The organism is Bradyrhizobium sp. 215_C5_N1_1 (genome assembly GCF_052075935.1).
Lineage (GTDB): Bacteria > Pseudomonadota > Alphaproteobacteria > Rhizobiales > Xanthobacteraceae > Bradyrhizobium > Bradyrhizobium barranii.
The window spans coordinates 3066427-3091647 of sequence record NZ_CP197228.1 but is presented as its reverse complement, the minus strand read 5'-3'; the positions used below and the strand labels follow the sequence as shown (position 1 = coordinate 3091647).

22 protein-coding genes and 2 pseudogenes are annotated in these 25221 nt (G+C 63.6%); 10 read left to right on the top strand and 14 right to left on the bottom strand.

Annotated elements, in window-relative coordinates; translation table 11 throughout:
* Positions 1 to 47: 47 nt before the first annotated feature.
* From AB7G19_RS14475 to AB7G19_RS14465, 3 genes are read right to left on the bottom strand one after another with little or no spacing between them, the layout of a single operon-like run.
* Entirely contained in the window at positions 48 to 929 is an 882-nt protein-coding gene (locus tag AB7G19_RS14475; protein ID WP_028153328.1) for an MlaD family protein, read from the bottom strand.
* Between the two features lie 16 nt (positions 930 to 945).
* Positions 946 to 1728, bottom strand: a complete 783-nt coding sequence (locus AB7G19_RS14470; protein WP_354130471.1) for an ABC transporter ATP-binding protein — start codon at positions 1726 to 1728, stop codon at positions 946 to 948.
* 2 nt (positions 1729 to 1730) lie between these two features.
* Positions 1731 to 2864 carry an MlaE family ABC transporter permease gene (locus AB7G19_RS14465; RefSeq protein WP_166090162.1) on the bottom strand — a complete coding sequence of 378 codons (1134 nt, stop codon included), beginning with the start codon at positions 2862 to 2864 and terminating at the stop codon, positions 1731 to 1733.
* A 143-nt stretch (positions 2865 to 3007) separates the two neighbouring features.
* On the opposite strand from AB7G19_RS14465, the gene dgcA reads away from it, so the two are divergent.
* A complete protein-coding gene (gene dgcA / locus AB7G19_RS14460) occupies positions 3008 to 4003 on the top strand; it encodes an N-acetyl-D-Glu racemase DgcA (protein WP_354130472.1) in 996 nt (331 codons plus the stop codon).
* Here the strand turns inward: dgcA and AB7G19_RS14455 are convergent.
* Positions 3973 to 5169: an MFS transporter gene (locus tag AB7G19_RS14455; RefSeq protein WP_441267892.1), complete on the bottom strand. Its 1197-nt coding sequence runs from the start codon at positions 5167 to 5169 to the stop codon at positions 3973 to 3975. The genes dgcA and AB7G19_RS14455 overlap by 31 nt on opposite strands.
* Before the next feature lie 75 nt (positions 5170 to 5244).
* On the opposite strand from AB7G19_RS14455, the gene AB7G19_RS14450 reads away from it, so the two are divergent.
* Positions 5245 to 6573 carry a hypothetical protein gene (locus tag AB7G19_RS14450; protein ID WP_354130474.1) on the top strand — a complete coding sequence of 443 codons (1329 nt, stop codon included), beginning with the start codon at positions 5245 to 5247 and terminating at the stop codon, positions 6571 to 6573.
* 219 nt (positions 6574 to 6792) lie between these two features.
* On the opposite strand, the pseudogene AB7G19_RS14445 reads toward AB7G19_RS14450, so the two are convergent.
* Together AB7G19_RS14445 and AB7G19_RS14440 are read right to left on the bottom strand one after the other, a co-directional pair.
* Positions 6793 to 7562: pseudogene (locus AB7G19_RS14445) on the bottom strand (SDR family NAD(P)-dependent oxidoreductase).
* A gap of 138 nt (positions 7563 to 7700) precedes the next feature.
* Positions 7701 to 8060 (bottom strand): hypothetical protein, encoded by a 360-nt coding sequence (locus AB7G19_RS14440; protein ID WP_354130475.1) that lies wholly within the window; start codon positions 8058 to 8060, stop codon positions 7701 to 7703.
* A 292-nt stretch (positions 8061 to 8352) separates the two neighbouring features.
* On the opposite strand from AB7G19_RS14440, the gene AB7G19_RS14435 reads away from it, so the two are divergent.
* Positions 8353 to 10041 carry a Na/Pi cotransporter family protein gene (locus AB7G19_RS14435; protein WP_441267891.1) on the top strand — a complete coding sequence of 563 codons (1689 nt, stop codon included), beginning with the start codon at positions 8353 to 8355 and terminating at the stop codon, positions 10039 to 10041.
* A gap of 64 nt (positions 10042 to 10105) precedes the next feature.
* Here AB7G19_RS14435 and AB7G19_RS14430 read toward each other — a convergent pair whose 3' ends face one another.
* Positions 10106 to 10225, bottom strand: a complete 120-nt coding sequence (locus AB7G19_RS14430; RefSeq protein ID WP_441267890.1) for an RbsD/FucU domain-containing protein — start codon at positions 10223 to 10225, stop codon at positions 10106 to 10108.
* Positions 10226 to 10428: 203 nt separating this feature from the next.
* Between AB7G19_RS14430 and AB7G19_RS14425 the strand changes: the two genes are divergently transcribed.
* Complete coding sequence (locus AB7G19_RS14425; protein ID WP_441267889.1) at positions 10429 to 12237, top strand: caspase family protein; 1809 nt, start codon at positions 10429 to 10431, stop codon at positions 12235 to 12237.
* Positions 12238 to 12310: 73 nt separating this feature from the next.
* Here AB7G19_RS14425 and AB7G19_RS14420 read toward each other — a convergent pair whose 3' ends face one another.
* The 4 genes from AB7G19_RS14420 to thiD all read right to left on the bottom strand — a co-directional run bounded on the left by AB7G19_RS14420 (position 12311) and on the right by thiD (position 16229).
* Positions 12311 to 13294, bottom strand: a complete 984-nt coding sequence (locus AB7G19_RS14420) for a threonine/serine dehydratase (protein ID WP_282523676.1) — start codon at positions 13292 to 13294, stop codon at positions 12311 to 12313.
* A 51-nt stretch (positions 13295 to 13345) separates the two neighbouring features.
* Positions 13346 to 14389, bottom strand: a complete 1044-nt coding sequence (locus tag AB7G19_RS14415) for a glycosyltransferase family 4 protein (protein ID WP_354130478.1) — start codon at positions 14387 to 14389, stop codon at positions 13346 to 13348.
* Positions 14389 to 15201 (bottom strand): UDP-2,3-diacylglucosamine diphosphatase, encoded by an 813-nt coding sequence (locus tag AB7G19_RS14410; RefSeq protein ID WP_028153339.1) that lies wholly within the window; start codon positions 15199 to 15201, stop codon positions 14389 to 14391. Before AB7G19_RS14410 ends, AB7G19_RS14415 begins: the two co-directional genes overlap by 1 nt.
* 227 nt (positions 15202 to 15428) lie before the next feature.
* Complete coding sequence (thiD, locus tag AB7G19_RS14405; RefSeq protein WP_231142347.1) at positions 15429 to 16229, bottom strand: bifunctional hydroxymethylpyrimidine kinase/phosphomethylpyrimidine kinase; 801 nt, start codon at positions 16227 to 16229, stop codon at positions 15429 to 15431.
* A 256-nt stretch (positions 16230 to 16485) separates the two neighbouring features.
* Between thiD and AB7G19_RS14400 the strand changes: the two genes are divergently transcribed.
* The 4 genes and pseudogenes from AB7G19_RS14400 (at position 16486) to AB7G19_RS14385 (ending at position 20107) form a co-directional block, all read left to right on the top strand.
* A complete protein-coding gene (locus AB7G19_RS14400) occupies positions 16486 to 16731 on the top strand; it encodes an Lrp/AsnC ligand binding domain-containing protein (protein WP_014493934.1) in 246 nt (81 codons plus the stop codon).
* Between the two features lie 122 nt (positions 16732 to 16853).
* A pseudogene (locus tag AB7G19_RS14395) lies at positions 16854 to 17063 on the top strand (transposase domain-containing protein); the annotation flags it as partial.
* A 228-nt stretch (positions 17064 to 17291) separates the two neighbouring features.
* Positions 17292 to 18326: a KPN_02809 family neutral zinc metallopeptidase gene (ypfJ, locus tag AB7G19_RS14390; RefSeq protein WP_354130480.1), complete on the top strand. Its 1035-nt coding sequence runs from the start codon at positions 17292 to 17294 to the stop codon at positions 18324 to 18326.
* Positions 18323 to 20107 carry an alpha/beta hydrolase gene (locus tag AB7G19_RS14385; RefSeq protein ID WP_354130481.1) on the top strand — a complete coding sequence of 595 codons (1785 nt, stop codon included), beginning with the start codon at positions 18323 to 18325 and terminating at the stop codon, positions 20105 to 20107. Before ypfJ ends, AB7G19_RS14385 begins: the two co-directional genes overlap by 4 nt.
* Position 20108: 1 nt before the next feature.
* Here the strand turns inward: AB7G19_RS14385 and AB7G19_RS14380 are convergent, their stop codons facing one another.
* A complete protein-coding gene (locus tag AB7G19_RS14380; RefSeq protein ID WP_063986235.1) occupies positions 20109 to 21038 on the bottom strand; it encodes a c-type cytochrome in 930 nt (309 codons plus the stop codon).
* 153 nt (positions 21039 to 21191) lie between these two features.
* On the opposite strand from AB7G19_RS14380, the gene AB7G19_RS14375 reads away from it, so the two are divergent.
* Positions 21192 to 21608, top strand: a complete 417-nt coding sequence (locus tag AB7G19_RS14375; RefSeq protein WP_014493929.1) for a CHRD domain-containing protein — start codon at positions 21192 to 21194, stop codon at positions 21606 to 21608.
* Between the two features lie 89 nt (positions 21609 to 21697).
* Here the strand turns inward: AB7G19_RS14375 and AB7G19_RS14370 are convergent, their stop codons facing one another.
* Entirely contained in the window at positions 21698 to 23266 is a 1569-nt protein-coding gene (locus AB7G19_RS14370; protein WP_354130482.1) for a winged helix-turn-helix domain-containing tetratricopeptide repeat protein, read from the bottom strand.
* Positions 23267 to 23436: 170 nt separating this feature from the next.
* Here AB7G19_RS14370 and AB7G19_RS14365 point away from each other — a divergent pair, with 170 nt between their 5' ends.
* Positions 23437 to 23688: a DUF1127 domain-containing protein gene (locus tag AB7G19_RS14365; RefSeq protein WP_063982216.1), complete on the top strand. Its 252-nt coding sequence runs from the start codon at positions 23437 to 23439 to the stop codon at positions 23686 to 23688.
* Positions 23689 to 23820: 132 nt separating this feature from the next.
* Here AB7G19_RS14365 and AB7G19_RS14360 read toward each other — a convergent pair whose 3' ends face one another.
* On the bottom strand, positions 23821 to 25104 hold the full coding sequence (locus AB7G19_RS14360; RefSeq protein ID WP_063982215.1) for a cystathionine gamma-synthase family protein: 1284 nt from the start codon (positions 25102 to 25104) through the stop codon (positions 23821 to 23823).
* Positions 25105 to 25221: the final 117 nt, after the last annotated feature.

Genomic DNA, 25221 nt, shown 5'->3' with positions numbered 1-25221 from the left:
GCTTCGCTACGCTCGCAATGACGAGGTGAGGTCCGTGTACTAAACGCCTACTGCCGCCTGCCGCTCGCGGCGGGCGCCTGCCTCGGCGGTTCGGCCGGCGGCGGCGCGGCGGCCGGGGCGCTGTTGCTGGCGCCGAACAGCACGCGGGTCGGATTGCGGTCGAAATTGTTCACGGCGCGGCTGATGTCGCCGAGCGTGCGGCGGCCGTCGGTCATCAATGCGCCGGAGCGTTTGTCGAAATCATCGGCCAGCTCGCGGATCGACTTCACCGCCTGGAACAGCTCGCCGCCGTCCTTGCCGCCGGCAAGCGTGTTGAGGCCGAGCATGAGGCTGTCGGCCTTGTGCATGACGCCGTCGACCTTGGCCATCACGCCGTCGATCTTCTCGGAGTTGCGGGCGAGCGAGTTGGTGAAGGTCTCGAGGTTCTTCAGCGAGTTCTTCACCGACTCCTGATTGTCCGCGACGATCTTGTTGATGTTCTGGAGCGTGCCGCGGATCGCCTCGGTGACGTCCTGGAGCTTGTTGGGATCGGCCGTCAGCGACGGGATGCCGTCCTCATCGAGCGGCGGCGGAGGTGCCGCCTCCTCGCCGCCCTTGAGCGAGATCGCGGCGACGCCGGTCAGGCCCTGGAATTCGAGGCCGACCAGGGTGTCCTTGCGGAGCGGGGTGTTGTTCTCGACCATGGCGAGTGCGACAACCCGCCGCGGGTTGTCGAGCTTCACCGAGACCACCTCACCTACCCGGATACCGTTGAAGTTGACGCTGCCGCCGTTGCGCAGGCCCGCCGCCGGGCCCTCGAACACGACGCGCAGGGGGCTGCGCTGCTTGGTGGTGTGCAGCGACTGGAACCACAGCACGAAGCCGATCGCCGCGGCGATCACCGCCAGCGTGAATGATCCGATCAGTACGTAATTGGCCCGCGTTTCCATCAGCTACTCCGGCACCTCAGCCCATCACCGCACGGGCGCGCTTGCCGTGGAAATATTGTCTCAGCCAGGGATGCTGCGAGGCCTGCATGTCGGCGATCGACCCTGCCGCAATGATCTTACCGTTCCCTAAAACGGCGATGCGGTCGCAGGCTGTGTAAAGGCTGTCGAGGTCGTGCGTTACCATGAAAACGGTCAGGCCCAAAGTACGCTGCAGCGTCCTGACCAGTTCGTCGAAATCGCCGGCGCCGATCGGATCGAGGCCCGAGGTCGGCTCGTCGAGGAACACGAGATCGGGATCGAGCGACAGCGCGCGCGCCAGCGCCACGCGCTTGATCATGCCGCCCGACAGTTCCGAGGGAAAGCGATCCGCGACTTCCGGCTTGAGCCCGACCATGGTGAGCTTGGCCAGGGTGATCTCGTCCATCAGCCGCTGCGAGACCCGGAGATATTCGCGCATCGGAAACTGGATGTTCTGCCGCACGGTCAACGAGGAGAACAGCGCGCCCTGCTGAAACAGCACGCCCCAGCGGCGCTCGACGCTGCGGCGCTGCGAGGTGCTGGAGGAATCGAGGTCGACGCCGAACACCTCGATGGAGCCCGCGACCTTCGGCACGAGGCCGATGATGGTGCGCGTCAGCACCGACTTGCCGGCACCGGATGGGCCGACGAAGCCGAGGATTTCGCCGCGCTTGACGTCGAGGTTGAGGCCATCGAGCACGCGCGTCGCGCCGAACTGCACGGTGATGTCGCGAACGCGGATGATCGGATCTTGAATCGCGTCTTGAGTTTCTTGCGCCATCGTCACATCCCGATCGAGGCGAAGAAGATGGCGAACACGCCGTCCATGACGATGACGAAGAAGATGCCCTTCACCACGGAGGCCGTGGTGTGCTGTCCGAGAGATTCCGCGCTGCCCTGCACGGCGAGCCCCTCGACGCAGGCGACGATGCCGATCACGGCCGCCATCACCGGTGCTTTGACGATGCCGACGATGAAATGGTCGATCGAGATGGCGTCGCGCAGGCGCAGCAGGAAGGCTTCGGGATCGACGCCGCCATAGAGCCAGGCGACGAGGCCGCCGCCATAAAGCGCGGCCATGGCGCCGAGGAAGGCGAGGATCGGCAGCGCCAGCACCAGCGCCAGCATGCGCGGCAGCACCAGGACCTCGATCGGGTCGAAACCCATCGTGCGCAGCGCGTCGATCTCCTCGCGCATCTTCATCGAGCCGAGCTCGGCCGTGTAGGCGCTGCCCGAGCGACCCGCGACCATGATCGCGACCAGGAGAACGCCGATCTCGCGCAGCACCAGCACGCCGAGCATGTCGACGACGAAGATGTCGGCGCCGAACCTGCGGAAATGGAAAATGCCCTGCTGGGCGATGATGCAGCCGATCAGGAACGTGATCAGCACGATGATCGGCACCGCGCGCCAGCAGACCTGCTCCATGTGGTGCACGGTCGAGGTCAGGCGGAACGAGCGCGGGTGGATCAAGACGCGAAACCCCGCCGCGAGCACCGCGCCCAGCATGTCGACGAGACCAGCAACCGTGCCGGCGACCCCGGCCACGGCCCGGCCGATCTGCTCCAGCATGCCGGTGATGGTGACCGCGCTGCTGTCGACGACCGGCGTCGCCCTGACCCGCCGCACCTCGTCCACGAGGCTCGAATAATTGGCGGAGAGCCCCGCGATCTGCGCCTCGACGGCCCCTTGGGTCAGGCTGCGGCGCAGCCGTTCGATCAGCCAGGCGCCAAAGGTGTCGAGCTTGGCGACCTCGGAGACGTCGATGAATATGTTTTGTGAACCGCCGGCGAGCTTCTCGGCGTCAGCCACCATCCGCTCCAGGACCGGCGCGAAGCTCGCGGTCCAGGTTCCGGTGGCGCAGAGTGCCAGCGCATTGCCCTTGGCAATCCGTTCCAGCTTCGGATCGCCGCTCAAGGTCTCCGCTCCCGGGCCGGGGCGCGAGAAACGGGTAGAATCAGATGGTTGTGCACACGCCCTTACCCGGAGAAGGTATCCCCAACTGGTTAATGTTAGTTGCTAGAGGTAACTAGCAGGTTCAGATTTCGCCAGAGTTCAAAATGACTTCCAGCAAAGTTCCGGCCCTGGCCGCGCGAATCGAGCGATTTCCCATCGCCGGCAGTTTTACCATCAGCCGGGGCGCCAAGACCGAGGCCGTGACCGTTGTGGCCGAAGTGAGCCGCAACGGCCTCACCGGTCGCGGCGAATGCGTCCCCTATCCCCGCTATGGCGAGACGCCCGAGGCGACCCTTGCGGCCATCCAGGCCATGCAGGCGGCCGTCGCCGGCGGCCTGTCGCGAGAGGCCCTGCAAGCCGCCATGCCGCCGGGAGCCGCCCGCAACGCGCTGGATTGCGCCCTGATCGACCTCGAGGCCAAGGCGACCGGCCTGCGGGCCTGGAACCTGCTGGACCGCCCGGTGCCGGGCGAGCGCACCACCGCCTTCACGATTTCGTTGGGCACCCCCGAGGCGATGGCGGCGGCGACGGCCAGGGCCGCGCACCGGCCATTGCTCAAGATCAAGCTCGGCGGCGACGGCGATCCGCAGCGGATCGCGGCGGTTCGGAAGGCCGCCCCCGAATCCGAACTGATCGTGGATGCCAACGAGGCCTGGACCGAGGCCAATCTGGAGCAGAATCTCGCCGCCTGCGACGCCGTCGGCGTCACCCTGGTCGAGCAGCCGCTGCCGGCCGGGAAGGATGGCGCGCTGGCGCGGATCAAGCGGCCGCTCGCGGTCTGCGCCGACGAGAGCGTGCATGACCGCAAATCGCTGGCGCCGCTCCGCGAGCGCTACGACGCCGTGAACATCAAGCTCGACAAGACCGGCGGCCTCACCGAGGCGCTCGCGATGGCCGACGCGGCGCAGGCGCTCGGCTTCGAGATCATGATCGGCTGCATGGTCGCGACCTCGCTGTCGATGGCACCCGCAATGCTGGTGACGCCGCAGGCGCGCTTCGTCGATCTCGACGGCCCGCTGCTGCTCGCGCGCGACCGCGACCACGGGCTGCGCTACGACGACAGTCTGGTCTATCCGCCCGCCTCCTCGCTCTGGGGATGAGCCTTGAGTCGATGCCGCGCCGACCAGATCACGAGCGCGCCGGCCGCGGCCATCGCGGCCATGACGTAGTACAAGCTGTCGCCGATGCGGGCGTAGATCGCACCTGACGCGATCGATGTTGCTGCGCCCAGCAACCCGTTGCACGCGGCATAATAGCCCTGCCCCCGCGCGATCTGATGCGATGGCACGCGCTGCACCAGCAGGTTCATGGTGCCGACGATGGTCATGCCGAAGGTGAGGCCGTGGCCGAGTTGCACGATCACGAGCAGCGCGAGCGGCGGCTCCTGCGCAGTGACGATCCAGCGCACCACGGCGCTCACGCCGCCGATTGCGATCAGCGTGGACGGATGCAGCGAGAACCGCGGCGACAGCGCAAAGACGACGATCTCGGCGATCACGCCCAGCGTCCAGAGGCCCGCGATCGTCAGCCCGCCGAAGCCGTGGAGCTGCCAGTTGATGGCCGAGAACGTGTAATAGGCGACGTGGCTGCCCTGGATCAGTGCGGCCGACGCGATGACGGCCCAGAAGCCGCCATCGCGCAGCAAGGCCTTGCCGGCATGCGTCTCCTTCGTCCTCCGCCTGACATCGTCGAGCGGCTGCAGCAGCAGGCTGGCGGCGACCGCAACGACGGCCCACGCGACGATGATCCAGATCAGATCGCGCGCAGCGATGTGGTCGACGAGAAAGCCGCAGGCGAGCGAGCCCGCGGCGAAGGCCGCCGAACCCCACAGTCGCAACGGTCCGTAATCGAGCCCGTAGCGGGCGACGCCGCGCAGCGCATAGGCATCGGTCAGCGGGGTCGTCGGCGTCCACATCATGCAGGTCAGCGCATAGATCAGGAACAGCGCCAGCGGCTGCTGCTGCAGGCCGACCGCCGTGAACCCGATCGCGGTTGCCAGCACCGACACCATCATGCCGGCGCGAATGGCATGTCGCCTTTCGGCAAGGGCGGTGATCTGCGGCAGCGTGGTGAAGCGCGTGATCGCCGGCAGCGCGTTGATGAGGCCGATCCAGCTTGCGTCGATGCCGATCGCCTTCAGCCAGAGCGGAAAGAACGGCAGATGCGTGCCCGACACCGCGAAGACCGCCGAATAGAACAGCGCCAGGCTCACGGCGAATCGCCGCTTCACGGCAGCTTGCGTGGGGATTTGTGATTCGCCTGCCATCAAACCAATTGCGATTCGGTCGATATCGTGGTGATCGTTACAGTAACGCGTAGTGATTTGCGCGACGAGATTGTCATGGCCAACGAAGCATTCGCCCTCTCGCCTATGTCTGCCCGTGCGGCCGAGCCGAACGAGCAGGATTACGACGCGATCCGCGAAGCCTTCATGGAGACCGCGCGCGGCCGCTGGTTCCTCGGCGAATATGCCAAGCGCAATCGCAATGCAGATACCCGCATGGTGCTCGATGCGGTCGCGAAAATCGAAGAAACCCTTGCGGCACAGCGACAACCGGTCGTCGAGGATCGCCTGCCCGAGGCGCTGGTCGAGATCCGCCGCGCCATCCGTGAGGCCGAGACGATCGCGATCGCCGCCTTCGATCCTGCGGCGATCGAGGCCAGCCTCGCGCCGATTCCGCGCGGCGTGCGCATCATCAAGGAGATCTCCTGGCGCTGGCGCGAGATCGGCGCCGACGGGCGAATCTGCGATCTCATTGATTCGCAGCTCGCCTCCATCGAGGCGGCTTGCGGACAGCTATCGACCATCGACCCCCGCGTCGAGCTCAAGGCTGCATTCGATCTGCTCAGGGATCGGGTCGAGCAGCTCGATGGTGACGGCGACACAGCGCCGCAAGCGGCGGTGCATCCCGCGCCTGCTGCGATGGCCACCGAAGCACCCGTGGCTCTTACGGAGGCGCCGCAGGACATCGCAGCGACTCCCGCGCCCGAAGCAGCGGTCGAAGCGGCCGGCGCCATCGAAGCACTCGCCGTTGGCGAGGAGGCAATGGACGTCGCCATCGAGCCGGAGTTCATCGCCGGCAATCACGTCGGACCCGAAGAGGAGGTCGCAGAGGCCGCCGCTTTCACTGAGGTGACTGACGGGGTCTCGCTCGACGCCGCCGCGGAAGCCGAGGACGAAGCCATACTCGATGCCATCGCGCTGGAAATGGCCGCGCCCGATCCGGAGTTCGACGAGATCACCGAACCGGTCGAGCTGGAAGCGGCCATTCCGGAGTCGATGGCCGCAGAAGTCGCAGCCCCGATTGCCGCAGAGCTTCCCGAGCCGGTCGCAGCCGAGCCGGCCGCCACCGCAGTCGCGGAGGAGCCCGCCGAAGACGCGCCGATCGCGATGGACTCGCTCGCGCGCCTCACCGACGCCATTGCGGAGGCCGCCGCCGAAGTGATGGAGCAGCCGGTCCCGGCCATGGCGGCCGCCGCGACATTCGGTGCGGCGCCGACCGCGACGCTTCCGATGCCCTCGCCCTTGTCCGCCTCCTTGCCCGAGCCCTCGCTCGGCGCCACCATCCTCGCCAGTGGCATCCTGCAAAAGCCCCGCGCGGCGGCCAACGACCCCATGGCGCCAATCCGCCGCATGACCCAGGCCGAGAAGATCGCGTTCTTCTCGTAAGGGGCGCGCGCTCTCCACATCGTCATTGCGAGCGCAGCGAAGCAATCCAGAGTCTTTCCGCGGAGAGATTCTGGATTGCTTCGCTGCGCTCGCAATGACGGAACAAGGTGAATCACCGCACCCTCTCTCGTGTCCCGGACAAGCTGCAACGCGTAGGCAGTTGCGGCGCAGAGCCGGGACCCAGGCTGCTGCACGGGTGGTCTCGCAAACCTAGCCGCGCTACGCGAAGGGGGCCTGCCCGGTCGATGCGTCGACGCCGCCGTCGACTGGAAGGTTCACCCCATTCACGAAGCTGGCGTCGTCGCTTGCGAGAAATGCGATGACGCTCGCGACTTCCTCGGACTGGGCTGCGCGCCCCAGGGGATACGTTCCACCAGCTTCGCGAACAATTCCGGATATTGCTCCATGATCGGCATCGTCAGGTCGGTGAGGGTCAATGATGGGCACACCGCATTGATGCGCACGCCTCTCGGGCCAAAGTCGAGCGCCAGGCTGCGTGTGAGATTGCTGACGGCACCCTTCGTGGCGTTGTAGAAGCTCAAACCCCGGTCACCGCCAAGCCCGCTGAGAGACGACACGTTGACGATCGAGCCGCCGCTTTCGATCAGGTGCGGAAGCGCGGCGCGCGTCATGTAGAGGACACCGTCGACATTGACCGCGAAGAGATCTCGCCACAGCTGGACCGGCGAGCCCAGGAAATCGATCAGTGCGCCCGTCCCGGCATTGTTGACGAGAATGTCGATCCTGCCGAATTGCCGGACCACGTCTGCGACCAGGCGCTCGACATCTGCGGCGATCGAAACGTCGGCAGATCGGATCATGCAGCGATCGGTGCCGAGTTCGGCGGCGACTTCAGCCAGCTTGACCTCCCGGCGCCCGTTCAGCACGACAATGGCGCCTTCGCCGTGAAAGCGCCTTGCGGCTGCGGCGCCGATGCCGCTGCCGGCGCCGGTAACGATGACGACTTTATCCTTGAACCGATCATTCATGCCAATAACTCCATCCGAAACCGCGAGGTCCGGACAAGAGCTAGGACACCGGAAAGACAGCCCGGTTTCAGCCGAACCGGATTCGGTTACGATTGAAATCTGTCGCGCGAAGCATTCCGCGAATCGATGCGAGGCTGATCAGCCGCAGTTCCAGACCGCGCCGATCGGGGTCCGCGTCCAGCACGGTCCGAAGCTGCCGCCATTGTAGCGGCCGCCGCCGAAGCCGGGCCGACCGAAATAGCGCCATTCGCCATCCCAGCCGTAATATTGGGGCACCGGGTCGATGTACCAGTGGCGGCGGTCGCTGCGCGACATGCGCCGCATCGCCTCCTTCTGCTTGTAGAGCGGAATGCTGTTGCTCAGCGGCTGGCGATAGCCCGGCAGAAAGCCGTAGCCATGCCAGGCCTGTTTGGGGCGTTTTTGATTGGACGCAGCCGGCGCGACGGCGGGCAGCAGCGACAGGATGACAGCAATGGATAGACACATAAGGCGCGACATGGACCGACCATAAACAGTAAGGTTCAGACAGGCCACTCAAATTCGAGTGCGAGACTATCGCTGCCTCGATCAAATCCCGCACACGCAGCCATGCCGGCTTTCGCGGAATCGTTATGCGTTGGCTCGCGGCGATCGGGCGGCTGGACCGATTTGATGACGTGCTCCCGGCTGATCACGCCCATCCGAAACGCGGGCAGCCCGACCATCGTGCAATGATTGATCCGACCTATCAGCACTCCGTTGCTGTACTGTCTGCTTCGCTATTCATGGTGCCCTGTCGGAAGGAGCGCACATGTCCACGGCGATCTCGACGCTCGGCGGGGTAGGTCTCTTCCTGCTCGGCATGACCGTGATGACGGATGGCCTGAAGACGCTGGCCGGCTCTGCGCTACGCGCGGTGCTCGGCAAGGCTGCGTCGACGCCGCTGCTTGGCTCGTTTTGGGGAGCCGTGGTCACGCTGCTGGTGCAGTCCTCCAGCGCAACGACCATGACGACGATCGGTCTCGTCAGCGCCGGCCTCTTGACCTTCCAGCAAGGGTTGAGCCTCGTCTTCGGCGCGAATATCGGCACCACCGGCACCGGCTGGCTGGTCGCGCTGATCGGCGTCCGCGTCTCGCTCACGGCCGCGGCGCTGCCGATGATCTTCGTCGGCGCGCTGACCAAGCTTCTCGGCAGGGGACGAATCTCCGGGGTCGGCGCCGCGCTCGCCGGCTTCGGACTTGTGCTGTTCGGCTTGACGACCCTGCAGCAGGGCATGGGCGGGCTGGCTGAACGATTGCACCCGGCGGACCTGCCCGCAGTTCTCGGCAGTCCCGGTGTGTCATGGTGGTCGGGCCTCTTCGGCGTGCTGACGCTGGTCGTGATCGGATTGGTCATGACCGCGCTGATGCAATCGTCGACGGCCGCGATCGCGGTGACCCTGTCCGCCTATTTCGCGGGCGCGATCGGGTTGGACCAGGCCTGCGCCCTGATCATCGGCCAGAACATCGGAACAGCGACGAGTTCCGCCCTGGCCGCGATTGGCGCGAGCCCGACCGCGAAGCGGCTGGCCATCGCCTACGTTCTTTTCAAGCTGATTGCCGCACTCATCGCGTTGGTGGCTTTTCCCATAGTAACGCCCTTGCTGCTGCTCGCCTCTGACACGATCGACGGCGTCACGCTGCTGGCCGGCTACCACACGGCCTTCAACGTCGTCGGTGTCGCGGTCCTGCTGCCCCTGATCAACCCGTTCGCGCGACTGGTCGAACGGATTCTGCCCGAGCGCGGCTCGCCGCTGACGCGATGTCTCGATCCTTCGGCGCTTGAGACCCCGATCGTGGCGGTGGAAGCGGTACGGCGCACGATCGCGCGCGTGCTCTTGACGGTGTGCAGTTCGGTCGAGACGAAACTGGCCGGCCGCGCTGGATCGATACGCCTGGGGAAGGACGCTGTATCCGTAGAGGAGGCGGCCGATGCCGTGCGCCAGGCACAAATATTCCTGTCGGATGTAGCTGGACCGCCTGAGACCGACGACGGGCAACAGCGTCTGACGAGCACGCTGCACGCCCTCGACCACGCGTCTCGGCTGACGGACCTCGCAAGTGAAGGAAACAATTTCGCTTCGGTGGCAGGCGGACCGGGGGATATCCGCGCCGGAGAGCTATGTGCCGAAGTCATGCGAAGCGCGGCTGCGATTGCGCGCGGCGTGGGGGTGCCGCCCCGCGTCGACGGATCGCTGCACTCCGTACCCGCCTCGCGTGCCGGCGACGCCACGGCCGGTCCGCGCGCCGACCCGCCCGACGAGGCGATCGCCGAGCTCGAGCGTTGTACGACACAGCTCGCCGAAATGCTGCGCACCCATCGCATAGCGACGCTCGGTGCGGTGGCCAATGGAACCCTGACCGCCGACGCCGCCCTGCTTCGTGTCGAGGCGGTGCGAAACCTCGAAGCCCTGTCGCAGCACGCCTGGCGCTCGGCGGCTCATCTGGTGGGGCGGGGCTAGCGCGGAGATTTGTTCAAACAGCAGCCTGGAGCGCGATGACCGTTCGCCCCAATCTCATCGCGATTCAGGTCACGCCCTTCCTGATCAGGAGGCATCCATAGTCCCTGCTGTCGCCGACCTGCACCACACCAAAGCTCGCCGCCGCCGCGCGATGGAATTCCGGGCGCGAGAGCTTGCCGAGCATGTGACGGCATGTCCCCAAAAAGCATGGTCTTCGCGGGCCGAACCGACGCGGCCGGTCATCGGCCGTTCACCATAGCAGGTTCCAAAGCGTGATTCAGATCACGCAGCTTACCATGGTGATGCGATCACGGACCACGGGCTCGAACGCGGCCAAGCTTCCTCGCAACCAATCTCGCATCGAGATGAGTGCCAAAGGAGCACGCCATGTTCCGCCTAAAGCCTTTCCTGATGACGGCTAGCCTCGTGGGAAGCCTGTTCGGCTTCGCCTGCGGCCCCGCTTCCGCGCAAGTCGCCCCGGTCCAGCCTGCCCCCGCCGCGCTGCAAGGGCCGGAGCAGCGGCTCGCGCTGGTGATCGGCAATTCCAACTACAAGAACGCGCCGCAGCTCCAAAACCCCGACAATGACGCGGAGTCGATGGCGCAGTTCCTGAACTCCGCCGGCTTCGAGGTGGTTGCCGCGACCGACCTGACCCAGAACGACATGCTCCGCGTCGTTCAGGACTTTTCCGCCAAGGTCTCCGCGCGGGGTCCGAACACTGTCGCCATGGTCTACTACGCCGGTCACGGCGTGCAGCTCGCCGGCGAGAACTATCTCGTTCCCATCGATGCCAAGGTTTCGAACCCCACCGAGCTCGTGAGCAACTCGGTGCGCCTGGTCGACGTGATGTCGACGCTGGAGACGATCCCGAGCCGCATGCGCATCGTCATCCTCGATGCCTGCCGCAACAATCCGTTCCCTGATGTCAACGACGCCGGCCGCGGCCTCGCCATCGTCGATGCGCCGAACGGCTCGATCGTCGGCTACTCGACCGCGCCGGGTGCGGAAGCACAGGACGGCGCCAACGGCCACAGCCCCTACACCCAGGCCTTCCTCAACGTCGCGCGCGAACCCAACGTGCCGATCGAGCAGCTGTTCAAGCGCGTGCGCCTCGAAGTGAACCAGACCACCAGCGGCGCGCAGATCCCGTGGGAAAGCTCGTCGCTGACCTCGGACTTCACCTTCTTCGGCGACACCGCTGTCGCCGCCACCCGCGCGCCGGTGAATGCGCCTGTGGTGCAGATGGCCTCCAACCTGCCGGGCCGTTCGACGCGCCAGGCCTATGACTATGTCGTGTCCGAGGGACGTCCGGAGTACTATCAGGAGTTCATCCAGATGTACCCGCACGACCCGCTGTGCGACCATATCCGCTGGCTGCTCAACAACCTGCTGATCACGCAGGCCTGGCACAAGGCGGTGCTCGCGAACTCCCCGCTCGGCTACAAGAGCTTCTATGACAGCTACGGCAACAGCCCCTATGCGCAAGTCGCGCTGAAGCTCCAGGTGCAGCCAAAGCTGATCCCCCTGATGCAGGCGACCAAGTTCCTGGCGCCGCAGAACATTGCTCCGACGTTCAAGGTCGGCAATCTCGGCCAGCCCAAGTACATGCCGCTGATGCAGCAGGGCAATGGCGGTGCGCAAGTGAACGGCAACCTGCCGGTCGTGCAGAAGCCGGTGGACAGCAACGTCATCGGCAAGCTCGGCAGTGGCGGTCAGGTCGTCAACCTGCCGGCGGGCAACAACCAGCCGAACGGCACGCCGTCGCAGACCCCGGGCAAGATCGTCACCCTGCCTGCGCCGACCAACACGACCAACACCAATGGCGGCACCGGCAAGATCGTGACGCTGCCCGCGACCAACAATACGCAGAATGGCGGCAGCAACAATAACGGCACGACCAAAGGCACGCCTGGCAAGATCGTCAGCATGCCGGTGAATGTCGGCAAGGGTGGCACGACCGTCGATACGAAGCCGGTCGTTCAGACGCAGAACAACCCGATCCGCGTCAACACCGGCGTGAAGCTCAACAACAACCCGGTGAACAAGGTGCAGGTCCAGAACAACCAGCAGAACAACCGCCCGCAGTTCAATGCGACCAACCGTGTGGTCAACAACGGCGGCAACAACTTCCGGGAGTCGATGAACCAGGCGCCCTCCATGGGCAGCGGAAACAATCACCGCGGCTTCATGCGCTGATCGCCACAAGCGAAACGACAAAGGGGCGGAGCGGCGACGCTTTGCCCCTTCGTCATGTTAGAAGGTCCGAAACCTAAGCAACCAGCTCGGCAAACAGATCCGCATCCACATTGCCGCCGGAGAGCACGATGACGACGTTCTTCCCGGCGACGTCGAGGCGGCCGGCAAGCAGCGCGGCAAGACCGACAGCACCGCCCGGCTCGACCACCAGCTTCAGCTCGCGATAGGCAAAGGCCACGGCCGCACCGACTTCCTTGTCGGATGCAGTCACGCCGCGCGCCAAGAGCTTGCTGTTGATCGCAAAGGTCATCTCGCCGGGGATCAGGGCCATCAGCGCATCGCAGATGGTGCGGCCCGCGGGCCCGTGCGGCTCGCGGTGGCCGGCGGTGAGCGAAATGCCGTGATCGTCGAACGCCTCGGGCTCGGCCACCACGATCTCGGCTCGCGGATAGCGCGCCTTCACTGCCGTGGCGACACCCGCGATCAGGCCGCCGCCGGAGGCCGGCGCCACCACGATGTCGGGACTGAGGCCGAGCGCAGCCATGTCCTCCGCGATCTCACGACCTGCGGTGCCCTGCCCCGCGATCACGAACGGATCGTCATAGGGCCTGACCAGCGTCGCGCCGCGCTTCTCGGCGATGCCGCGCGAGATCGCCTCGCGGTCGTCGCGGTCGCGATCGTACAGCACGACCTCGGCGCCGTAGGATTTGGTGCGCTCGCGCTTCGACAGCGGCGCATCCGCGGGCATCACGATGGTCGCGTGCATGTCGAGGATCTTGGCAGCCGCCGCCACGCCCTGGGCGTGGTTGCCGGACGAGAACGCGACGACACCGCCGGCGCGCTTGTCCTGCGGGATCGAGGCGACCTTGTTGAAAGCGCCGCGGAACTTGAAGGAGCCGGTGCGCTGGAGCATCTCGGGCTTCAGGAAGACCTTTGCGCCGACGCGCTCGTTGAGCACGGGAAAGGACAACAGCGGGGTGCGGATGGCGAAGGGCGCGATCACGCGTGCTGCTGCATCGATATCGGCAGGGCCGATCGGGAGGAGCTGTTCGGTCATGCCTAATGTTATCGCGCCGGACGAGGCGCGGGGCAAGATGGACCTTGGTTTTCAGGCTACGAAACTAACCTGCTCCGCCCCATTCCTGCCTGGAAGCACCGCGCCAACCGCCTTGATGCTGTCCACAAACGCCCTCGCCGAGGCCTCCCAGGTGTAATTGGCGGCGAATTCGACGCAGTCCTGCCGGGACACGTCGAGCGCCGCGAAGCAGGCGTTGCGCAGATCGTGATCGAGGGCGCCGACCGGTGCATCGCCGATCACGTCGCGGGGGCCCTTCACCGGGAACGCCGCAACCGGCAGGCCGCTGGCGAGCGCTTCCAGCAGGACCAGGCCGAACGTGTCGGTCTTGCTGGGGAACACGAACACGTCGGCCGCCGCATAGATTGCCGCCAGCGCCTCGCCGTGCTTCTCGCCCAGGAAGATCGCATCCGGATAGGCTTCTTCCAGTGCGACCCGCGCCGGGCCGTCGCCGACGATCACCTTGGTACCGGGCAGATCGAGATCGAGAAACGCCTCGAGATTCTTCTCCACCGCAACCCGGCCGACCGAGAGAAACACCGGCGCCGGCAGGCAGAGGTCGATCCCACGGGGGTGGAACAGGCTGGTGTCGACGCCGCGCGGCCACAGCACGACGTTGTCGAAGCCACGCTCGCCAAGCTCGCGAGCGAGCGCAGGCGTTGCCGCCATCACGGCGCGGCTGGGCGCGTGAAATCGGCGCAGCGCCCGCCAGATCAGGGATTCCGGAACCGGCACGCGGGCGCGGACATATTCGGGAAAGCGGGTGTGGAAGCTGGACGTGAACGGCAGCTTGCGCTGGCGGCAGTAGCGGCGGACCATCAGGCCGATCGGCCCCTCCGTCGCAATGTGGATGCTGTCGGGGCGCGCCTCTTCGATCAGCTTCGCGATTCGCGCCGGGCGCGGCATGGCAAGCCGCACGTCGCGGTAGCTCGGCATCGCGAAGGTGCGGAACGATTGCGGCGTCAGGAACGTGAACTCGACGCCGAACCCCTTGGCGGCGTCTGCGAGCTTGGTCAGCGTCCGAACCACACCGTTGACTTGCGGGTGCCAGGCGTCGGTCGCGACCAGGATGCGCATCAAGCGGCCCTTGCTGCGACCTGCGGGACTTGTGCCGGCTTCCGCGCCTGATCCGCCCAGGTGATGATCTCGAAATGACCATCGTCATGCTCGACCAGCGCCGTGCAGCTCTCGACCCAGTCGCCGCAATTCATGTAGCGGATGCCGCCCTCGTCGCGGATCACGGCATAGTGGATGTGGCCGCAGATCACGCCGTCGGCGTCGTGACGCCGCGCCTCGGCGGCGAGCGCCTGCTCGAACGCGCCGATATAGTTGACGGCGTTCTTGACCTTCTGCTTGGCCCATTGCGACAGCGACCAATAGGGCACCTTGAACATGCGCCGGAAGAAGTTGACGAAGCGATTCATCTGGATCGCGAAGTCATAGGCCTTGTCGCCGAGATGGGCGAGCCAGCGCGCGTTCTGCACCACGAGGTCGAAGATGTCGCCGTGGATGACGAGATAGCGCTTGCCGTCCACGCCGGTGTGGACGGTGTTCTCGACCACGTCGATGCCGCCGAAATGCGTGCCGTAATAGTTGCGCAGGAACTCGTCGTGATTGCCGGGAATGTAGATGACCTTGGCGCCCTTGCGCGCCTTGCGCAGCAGCTTCTGGACCAGGTCGTTATGCGATTGCGGCCAGTGCCAGCTCGATTTCAGCGCCCAGCCGTCGACGATATCGCCGACGAGATAGATCGTGTCGGCATCGTGGTAGCGCAGGAAGTCCAGCAGCAGATCGGCTTGAGAACCGCGGGCTCCGAGATGAACGTCGGAGATGAACAACGTGCGAAAGCGCCTTTCAGGGCTCTCGTCACTCACATCGTAACTTCCCATGCGACAGCCTGTAACAATATCCCGTGACAGGGGGATGACCAATGAACCTTTGAGGCACCCTCGGATACGAATCAAACCTCGCCTCGCCCGTCCCGCGAATATCAGTCGCATGCGACAATCAGGCGACATGACGCCGCAAGGGCCTCCGCAAGACCCCGGAACTGCATGGCTGAACAGGTTAATGGCAGCGGTCCCGCGCGCCGCTGGCGGTGCGCTCGCGGCCCGGATCAGTAAAATTTGTGGAAATGATGGATCGGCCCGTGGCCGTGGCCGACGCTGAAGCGGTCGGCGGCCGCGATCGCTGCGCTGATCCAGGCCTTGGCGTTCCGCACGGCGCGCTCCAGATCCTCGCCCCTGGCAAGCCCCGCCGCGACGGCCGAGGACAGCGAGCACCCCGTGCCGTGGGTGTTGCGGGTGGCGACCCGCGGCGCCGCAAGCGCGATCGTGTTGTCGGCATCGACGAGATAGTCGATGCTTTCGGCGCCCTCGCCGTGCCCGCCCTTGATCAGGACCGCACGGCAGCCCAGCCCCAGCAGCCGGCGCCCCTGGCTCTCGATCTCGGCCTCGCGTGTCGCGACGGGCTCGTCGAGCAGAGCCGCGGCCTCCGGCAGATTAGGCGTGATCACCGACGCCAGCGGCATCAGTTTTTTGCGCAGGGCTTCCACGGCCTCCGCGGCGAGCAGGCGATCGCCCGAGGTTGCGACCATCACGGGATCGAGCACGATATGCTCGGGCTTCCAGCGCGACAGCGCGCCCGCGATCGCATCGATGCTGGCGGCCTGCGCCACCATGCCGATCTTCACCGCGCCGACCTCGAGATCGGAAAACACGGCATCGATCTGCGCGGTGACGAATTCGGCGGGCACCGCGTGGATGCCGGTGACGCCGCGCGTATTCTGCGCCGTCAGCGCCGTGATCGCGGAGGCGCCATAGACGCCGAGCGCGGCAAAGGTCTTCAGGTCGGCCTGGATGCCGGCGCCGCCGCTCGAATCGGAGCCGGCGATGGTGAGCGCCACGGGCGTCGTCATGGGGCGATTTTCCGCTTCCTCGGGACCATAGTCCGTCCTAGCGCGCATGCCGGGGGGCGGCAAGTTCGCTTGCGCCCGAGGGCAGCAAGTTTGCTTGCTAAATCCGGCCGGTTTTGGCCTATTAGAGCGTTTTCGAGCGAAGTGGATACCGGTTCGCGTGAAGAAAACGCGTCAAAACTAGAATCTAGAGCCCCGTTCCGATTTCATCGGAGCGGAAATGGCTCTAGCCGCCAGATATGCCTTCGGAGTGACTGCAATGGTTCCTTTTTTCGTCCAGATCAAATGCAAGCTCGGCCAGTCCTACACGGTCGCCAACGCGCTTGCCGAAGCCGAGATCGCCTCCGAGATCTACTCCACGGCCGGCCATTACGATTTGCTGGTGAAGTTCTACGTCGACAAGGACACCGACATCGGCCACTTCATCAACGAGAAGGTGCAGGTGCTGCCGGGCATCCAGGACACCCTCACCATCATCACCTTCAAGGCGTTTGGCGCAAGCTAGGGTTTGCACTCACAGCGGGCCGGATGGGAAGTCCGCTTCCGAGACAGCGCAGCGGACCAATTGTGCTCAAAGTGAGTTCTTCGGATTTTAGCCATCGCACACATCATCCAGCGCTCGACACCCTCTCGCGCTGGCAAGGCTCAACGCGCTTCATCGATGACGACCGCGTCGAACTCCACAACAATACGGTCGAACGATTAATCCGCGGCATCGACCCGCTTGCCTATCTCAACGACGTCCTGACGAGAATCGTCAACGAACATCCAAGTCGCGACATCGACCAGCTACTGCCCTGGGCCTATCGCGAGCAATCCCTCAAAGCCGCGGCCTGAGAACGACGCTTCGCGAACAGGCCGTCGCGCCAATGTCCGGTCAAAAAACGGATAGTCTCCAAGTGGTTGGGGCCTTTGCATCGTAGCCCACGCGCTTAGGTCCGCGGAGGAACAATTCGGCGGCCCGATCGCTTGCACCTATGCCGCGCGCAAAGTGTGAAATATTTCATTGAACATACAACCCTGGAATGCTCTTTTCGCACGGATCGTGAGCGCCGGGGGCCGGCAATGCCCAAAGGACCGCTTGTTTCGATAGCAGTGGCTGTCTGGGTGCTTTGTACAGGCGGCTTAGCCTGGGCGGTTCGCCCAGCAGCGATAGACCCCGCTGCCATCCTCCGTAACCAAGTCGACAAGATTGGTCCGGGTTCAGTTGTCTTTAATCCTCCGACGGAAATGACGGTCGGCTACCAGGAGCCAATAACCGTCCGGCCGCACCAACGTCATGGCGTGGCTCAAACTGAACAGATCGAGGTTGGCAGCTTCATGCGGGCTCGCCTATTCGGTGAAGGATTCACGGCAACAACGAGTAGCGATGACGCGCAAGCCGCGTGGCTTTATGCTGAGCTTCCAGCGAAGTCGGGCGACCAGACCGGTGCACCGCGCGACAAAATGTATCTCTTCGTTTCGCGAGTTCTGGGCAGCACGGAGGAGGTCTGGCAGGCAATCTTCGCATCCGATCGCCTAACTTATCGGCCACCCCGTCTCGTCCTGTACACAAGCGCCACCTACGCGGCCTGCGGATTAGCCGAGAAAATCATGGGACCATTCTATTGTCCTGATGATCAGAAAGTCTACCTCGACCTTTCGTTCTTCCAAGAGATGCAGACTGACCTTCACGCCTGCGATTCGAGCGGCGCCGACTGTCAACTTCCTCAGGCCTATGTGATAGCCCACGAAATCGGACACCACGTTCAGAACTTGCTGGGAATTATGCCAAAAGTGCGCGAGCTTCAAGGGAGCATGGAAACGGAGGCGGAGAGAAACCGGTTACAAGTTCTTCTCGAATTGCAGGCCGATTGTCTCGCCGGCATTTGGGCGCGTAAAATTAAAGAGAAAGCGAAGATCAACGCGAGCGACATAGCAGCGGCAATTCGCACGACAGAAGCACTAGGCAATGACACCCTGCAGAAAAGTGCCTTGGGGTACGTAGTGCCTGACTCGTTCACTCATGGCAGCGCTGCGCAGCGCCATCATTGGTTCGATGTCGGTTACGCAACTGGATTGGTGAAGAGCTGCAACACCTTTGCTGGAGCGTGGCAATGAGGCCCGGCCTTCCCAACTCTCAACAGCCGATGTCCGACGACGACTGCATACTACCGAGCGGGGCCGCTGGGGAGCCCCCACTGGACGAAGAGAAACTCCGCGACGAACGCCTGCTCGGTCTCTTGCATTTTCATTTTGAGGGGAGTGCCGTGCCCCAGCATTGGTTGAAATACTTGGCTGTTTGGTCAATTGCTTTCGCAACGAGCTTCGGGAGCAGCTACGCGCAACCGATCGTCGCCGAGCGAGACGTCCTTCAAATTTGCGAAGCGTTTTCGCGGAAGGCCCCAGAGCGAATGCCGGCAATTGTCCAGCCGGAAGCTGCCAAAAATTTCGTTGGGAGATACGCTCGCTTTTCGGACCGGCTACGAGGCTGCCTATCGGCATCGGAGCGCGAGCGCGAACCAAATAGCGTGACTTTTTTGATTCAGAACACACAGTACGAGAGTTACTGGAAGTTCCTCACTGATCCCAACTCAATTCAACGGATTTCTATCGAGAGGTTTAGGCCCATCACGCTGGCAGATGATGAGCCATGGCGCGCGCCTTTTGATGTGATAGTAGCCCCGATCAAGCCGACGATTAAACCCGGCGGCACTAAAATAGACCCGGATATCCAAGGCGGTGCAATTCAGAAAGGGAATCAAAGTACAGCGAGTGGGGCTAACGATACGGACAAATCCTTAGAAAACGCAGCGCAAGACTCCAAAATCGACACACGTATCGTTGAGTTTTTCTATGCAACGAACCGCAAACAGTCGGACACTCCCCCCGATGTCGAAGGCCATCCCCAGCCCGCATTCACAAGCGATGGACCTCCTGTCTACAGCTTAAACGGCTGGACTGCTGTCAGCGGCTACACAGGCGAGCGCAACCCTGATCTGAGTGTCGGGATCGTTCGCGTCCGGGTGCCTGAAGGACACCACATCGGAAACATAGAATTGCCCTCGAGCCTTAAGCTCTTCGGATTTAAGTTGAGAAGAGACACACTTGACCCAACGAAGCATTTTACTATTCGCAGCATCGAGAAAACAGACGAAGCGAAATGGATAAAAACGCTAGCGTCAACGAAGAAGAGAAAGGCTCTCGTGTTTGTCCATGGCTTCAATACCAAATTCCGCGACGCCGTCTTCCGGGCAGCGCAGATAACTTGGGATCTTCAGTTCAGAGGCACCACAATCTTATTCTCATGGCCGTCTCGCGGGGATATCGCGGACTATCTCTATGACAAAGAAAGCGCGTTGGCTTCGCGCACGGCCTTTCTTCGCGTGATCGACGATCTTTACAAAGCCGGATATGACAACATCGATGTGATAGCTCACAGTATGGGGAACTTGATCGCAGTTGAGGCCCTATCAAATAGCGCCGCGACACGATCACCCACGGCTATCGCGCAGTTGATTATGGTCGCCCCCGATGTGGACCGAGACATGTTTGTTCAAGACATCTCCGGCGTTGCAAAGGTCACTAAGGGGCTTACACTTTACGCATCCAAGAACGACAAGGCCTTGCAGCTATCGAAGCGTATTGCCGGAGGTATCCCGCGCGCAGGAGATGTACCTGATGCCGGGCCAGTTGTTTTGCCTGGACTTTGGACGATTGATGTCAGTCTAATTGGAGATGAACTGTTCGGACTAAATCATAACACGTTCGCCACAACACGAAATGTGCTTAACGATCTTGCGATACTACTTATGGAAGGCAAGCCTCCACCACGGCTAGTTGAAATCCGGGGCTTCCCTGAGCCTCCCCAAAAAGCCGCATACTTCCGCTACATACCCTAGACTAGCTGCCTTCCTTGCGTTTCGGCCGCGGCGGCCCGTCCACCGGCGGCAGCGATTTGATGTAATCCGCCATCGCCGCGAGATCCTCGTCCGGCAATTGCGAGGTGTTCTTGATCACGCGCGTCATCGCGCTGCCGACACTGTCGCCGTCGGGCAATTCGCCGGTCTTGAGGAAATAGGCAATATCCTTCGCGCTCCACTCGCCGAGACGCTTCTGTGTGATGTTGGGCACCCAGCCCTCGCCTTCCGGATTGGGGCCGCCGGCAAAGCGTTCTCCGGAGATAATGCCGCCAAGCGCATTGCGCGGGCTGTGGCATTCGGCGCAATGGCCGAAACTGTTGACGAGATAGGCGCCGCGATTCCATTGCGGCGACTTCGTGCCGTCGGCGACGAAGGGCTTTCCGTCCATAAACAAGAATTTCCAGATCCCGATGTTACGCCGGATGTCGAACGGAAAGCGCACGTCGTGGTCACGCACCTTGCCTGCAACGGGCGGCAACGTTTTCAGATAGGCGAAGAGGTCGAGCACGTCCTCGCGCCTGGCGTGCTGATAGGACGTGTAGGGAAAGGCCGGGAAATAATGCTGTCCGTCCGGCGAGACCCCATGCATGACCGCGTTGACGAAATCGGCGTCGGTCCATTTGCCGATGCCGTAGGTCGGATCGGAGGAGATGTTCGGCGCGTAGAACGTTCCGAACGGCGACTTGATCGCGACGCCGCCGCCGAGCCTGGTGCGATCGGGCTGGTCGGGGACGGCATGGCAGGACGTGCATCCGCCGGCGTTGAACATCACCTCGCCATTGGCGAGATTGGGGACATGGGTAGGCGCTGCGGCGGCACCGGCCGCCACCACCGGCGCGCTGAGCCACCAATAGACGCCCACAGCAGCGACCGCGGCAAGCAGCGCCACGACAATTGTTCGTTGCAACATGCAGATCCATTCATTGCTTGCCGCGAACTTATGACCGATGTCCACGCGGCTCCAGCCACGAAGAATTTAGCCCGCCCCGGCCGGATACGGGAATAAACTGAAACGGCCAATGTTGGAAGGTTGGCAGGCCAACGAGGTCTCAGGGAGAATGTCATGAACAAGACCGTCATCGCCATGGTCGCGCTGGGCGCCGCAGCTTTTGCAGCCCCCGCCGGCGCCGAAAAGCTGAAAGCAACGCTCGACGGCAAGTCCGAGGTGCCAGCAACCACCACCAGCGGCACCGGAACCGCCGATCTGGACTATGATGCCGCCAGCAAGAAGCTGTCCTGGAAGGTCACCTATTCCGGTCTGTCCGGCCCGGCAACAGCCGCCCACTTCCACGGGCCGGCCGAGGCCGGCAAGAACGCCGGCGTCGCGGTCGCGATCCCGAATGCGACCTCCAGCCCGGTCGAGGGCTCGGCGACGCTGACCGATGCGCAGGCCGCTGACCTGCTCGCCGGCAAGCTCTACGTCAACATCCACACCGCGGCCAATCCGGGCGGCGAGATCCGCGGCCAGGTGACGAAGTAACCTCAAGGCTGCTTCGTACGCGAAGGCCGGGCGCCGGAGGGAGCGTCCGGCCTTTTCGATTCCGCACGCCGCGAGGCGGCCGCGCACGCTCATTCCGGCATGCCGGCAACCCGGAGCGCTTGCGTCAGCTTTTCGACATCTTCCCGTCGGCGGTATCGCCGTGTGTAGGCATCGATACGCTTATTGGGACATAGTTGCATCGCACGGTCGCAAATCCGCCGGGCTTCCCCAACCCGGTCTGACGCCGCATGGCATGCCGCCAGAATGAATTGCGCAGGCGGAAAGATCGGTATCAGCCTGATGGCGGCTGCCGCGCAAGCCAAGGCGTCATCATGACGGTCAGCAAGAAAATGAGCGTAAGCCAAGCCCGTCTGGGCATTGGCGCCCCCATGCGGATGAAGCGGGTTCAAACGCAATGCGGTGTTGAACTGCTCGATTGCGGCGTCACCACGACCAAGCCAGAGTTGGCTCCAACCGTTCCAATGTCGTGCGATGACGAGGTTTGGGTCCAGCTTTATCGCGCGCACGAGAAGAGCATCGCCTTCCTCGACCTCGCCTGCCACCTGGGAGAGCGCGTGTCCGGCCATCGCAAGCACCGACGGATCGTTCGGGTCAAGCTCGACCGCCCGCCTCGCCAGCCGCGCGGCTTCACTGTGTTCATGGGCTTCATCAGTGATCCAGTCGAAAACATTCCTCAGGACATAGCAACGGGCGCCGAGCGCGTATGCACGCGCGAATTCGGGATCGATCTCGCGGGCAGTTTTTGCGAGCTCGATAGCCTCGATGCTTGCTTCCTCGGTGAATTTGAAGAAGGAGGCAAATGCCCGAAGATAATAGTCGTAAGCCTGAAGGTTGTCGGTCGGCTGGCGTTGGGCGCGCTCGATTTCGGCGCGCTCCAGTCGCGGGGAGATTGCGCCGATGACGCTGCTCGTCAGCCGATCCTGCAGGTCGAAAAGATCTTCGATCTCACTGTCAAACCGGTCCGTCCAGAGATTCAGGCCGGTCGTCGCGTCGATCAACTGACCGGCAATTCGGACTCGATTGCCGGCCTTGCGCACACTGCCTTCGAGCACGTAGCGAACGCCCAACTCCTGACCGATCTGTTTGACGTCGATCGCCCTGCCCTTGTAGGCCAGAGTCGAATGTCGCGCGATGACGAAAAGAGACTTCGAACGCGACAGTCCCGAAATGATGTCCTCGACCATACCGTCGGCAAAATAGTCCTGCTCCGGATCCGGGCACAGGTTGGCGAATGGAAGGACCGCGATCGAGGGTTTGTCGGGGAGCGAGAGCGCAGGTTTCGGCGTCTCGGCTCCGCCGTCGGCGGCCGCTGCGCCCTCGGCGGCAAGCGTTTCCCGGACCTGACCCACGAAGCGGAAGCCCCTGCGTGGCAGTGTTCTTATCAGCCGCTGCTCTTCGCCAGAATCCCCGATCGCGCATCGCGCACTGTTGAGGCGGGTCGTCAGCGCGGCATCGGACACGCAGCGCCCCTGCCAAATGGCATCGATGAGTTCATCCTTGCCTACGACGCGCTCCCTGTTGCGGATCAGGTAATCGAGGAGATCGAACACCAGTGGCGTAACTGAGATCCGATCCGCTCCGCGATGCAGCTCTCGCCGACCGGCGTCGAATGCATACTCCTCAAAGAGATAGCGCACGGTGCGAATCCCTTGGGTGAGCCCTCCGGGGCGACCGGGGTGGGCTTTTTGGCCCGCTGGACGTCGCAAGAATAAGCTGCCGGTAGGAAAAATGTAAGCTGTCGGTCAAGCACGCGCGTCGGTCTTCGGGCACCTTCTCGGGGTGAAAAACACCCTCCGAAGGCACTGCAATGACCCTGATCCAAGGTACAATGTGGCCGGAACGGGCGTCCATATCGTCCCGGCATGTCCGCGGCCTGATCTGGAAGTACTGGGATGTCTTTCAGGCACGTCGCGATCGCCAGAGAGTGCGCGGCACGTTGTCCGGCTTGAGTGACCGGGAGTTGATGGACATCGGCACGACGCGCGGCGAGATCGACTACGTTGCCTCCAGCCGCGATATCGACCCGCGAGACATCGTGAGCCATTCGCGCGGAGCGTAAGTCCGGAGCCATTCGGCCTGCCAGGGGACACCAGCCTGACCAACGGCTTGGCACCTTGGCTCGCGCGAGCGGCGGCATGGCCGACCTCATTGCGTTGCTTGGGGACGCTTCGGCAATGTCGGGGCTACGCCCTCAAGCCGCGTTCAGCGCCTGTGTGAGGTCCGCGATCAGGTCCGACGGGTTTTCGATGCCGATCGACAGCCGGATCGTGGAATCAAGCACACCGATTTTGCGGCGGATGTCGGCGGGAACGCCGGAATGGGTCATGGTTGCAGGCAGGCTCGCAAGCGACTCCGTTCCGCCAAGACTCACCGCCAGCTTGAGGATTTGCAGCGCGTTGAGGAATTTCACCGCCGCGTCCTTGCCGCCGACGATGTCGAACGAGAAGGTGGAGCCCGCCCCCAGGCACTGCCGCGCGAACACCATTCCGGCCGGCGAAGCCTTCTCGAGATGGCCGAGATAGTGGACCTTGGCCACCTTGGGGTGATCGCGCAAATAGTCCGCCACGAGGCGCGCGTTGCTGTCGGCCTTTTCCATGCGCAGGCTCAGCGTCTCGAGCGAGCGGTTGATCATCCAGCAGGAATGCGGATCGAGCTGGGTGCCGATCGCGCCCCGGAGCGCCTTGATGCCCTTCACGATCGCCTTCGCGCCGAGCGCGGCACCCGCGATCAGGTCCGAATGACCGCCGACATATTTCGTGAGCGAGTACAGGGAAATGTCCGCACCATGCTCGATCGGCCGCTGAAACACCGGACCGAGCAGCGTATTGTCGCAGGCGATGATCGGAATGTGTCCCTGGGTCTTGCCGATGGCTTCGGCGACACGGCGCATCATCGCGACGTCGACCAGCCCGTTGGTCGGGTTGGCCGGAGTTTCGATCAGAATCATCGAGACCCGGCCCTTGCGCATGGCCTCCTCCGAGGCCTGGCTGACCGCCGCTTCATCAACGCCATCGGCGAAGCCGACGGCGCCGATCGACAGGCGCGCAAGCGTGTTCGTCAGCAGGGTTTCCGTCCCGCCATAGAGCGGCTGGGAGTGCAGGATGACGTCGCCGGGGCGGACGAACGCCAGGATCGTGGTTGCGATGGCCGCCATGCCGGATGAGAACAGCGCGCAGCTCTCGGTGCGCTCGTAGATCGCGAGCCTGTCCTCGACGATTTCGCTGTTGGGGTGGTTGAAGCGCGAATAGACCAGCCCCGCGCCCATCCCTTCCGGCGGCTCGCGCCGGCCGGCGACGAAATCGAAGAAGTCCTGCCCGTCGTCGGCCGTCTTGAACACGAAGGTGGAGGTCAGGAACACCGGCGGCTTGATGGCGCCTTCCGACAATTGCGGATCGTAGCCATAGGTCAGCATCAGCGTTTCAGGATGCAGCATATGGTTGCCGATGTGCGTCTTCGACGGGAACGGTTTGACCATGGCCTGCCTCGCTGTTTTGATTCAGATTCTCGCCGCGAATTGGAACTCTGCGATCGAAGCACACGACTCGGATGCGCCTGCATCCAACAACTCTCGTCAACGCCGCAGCGGCTGCGG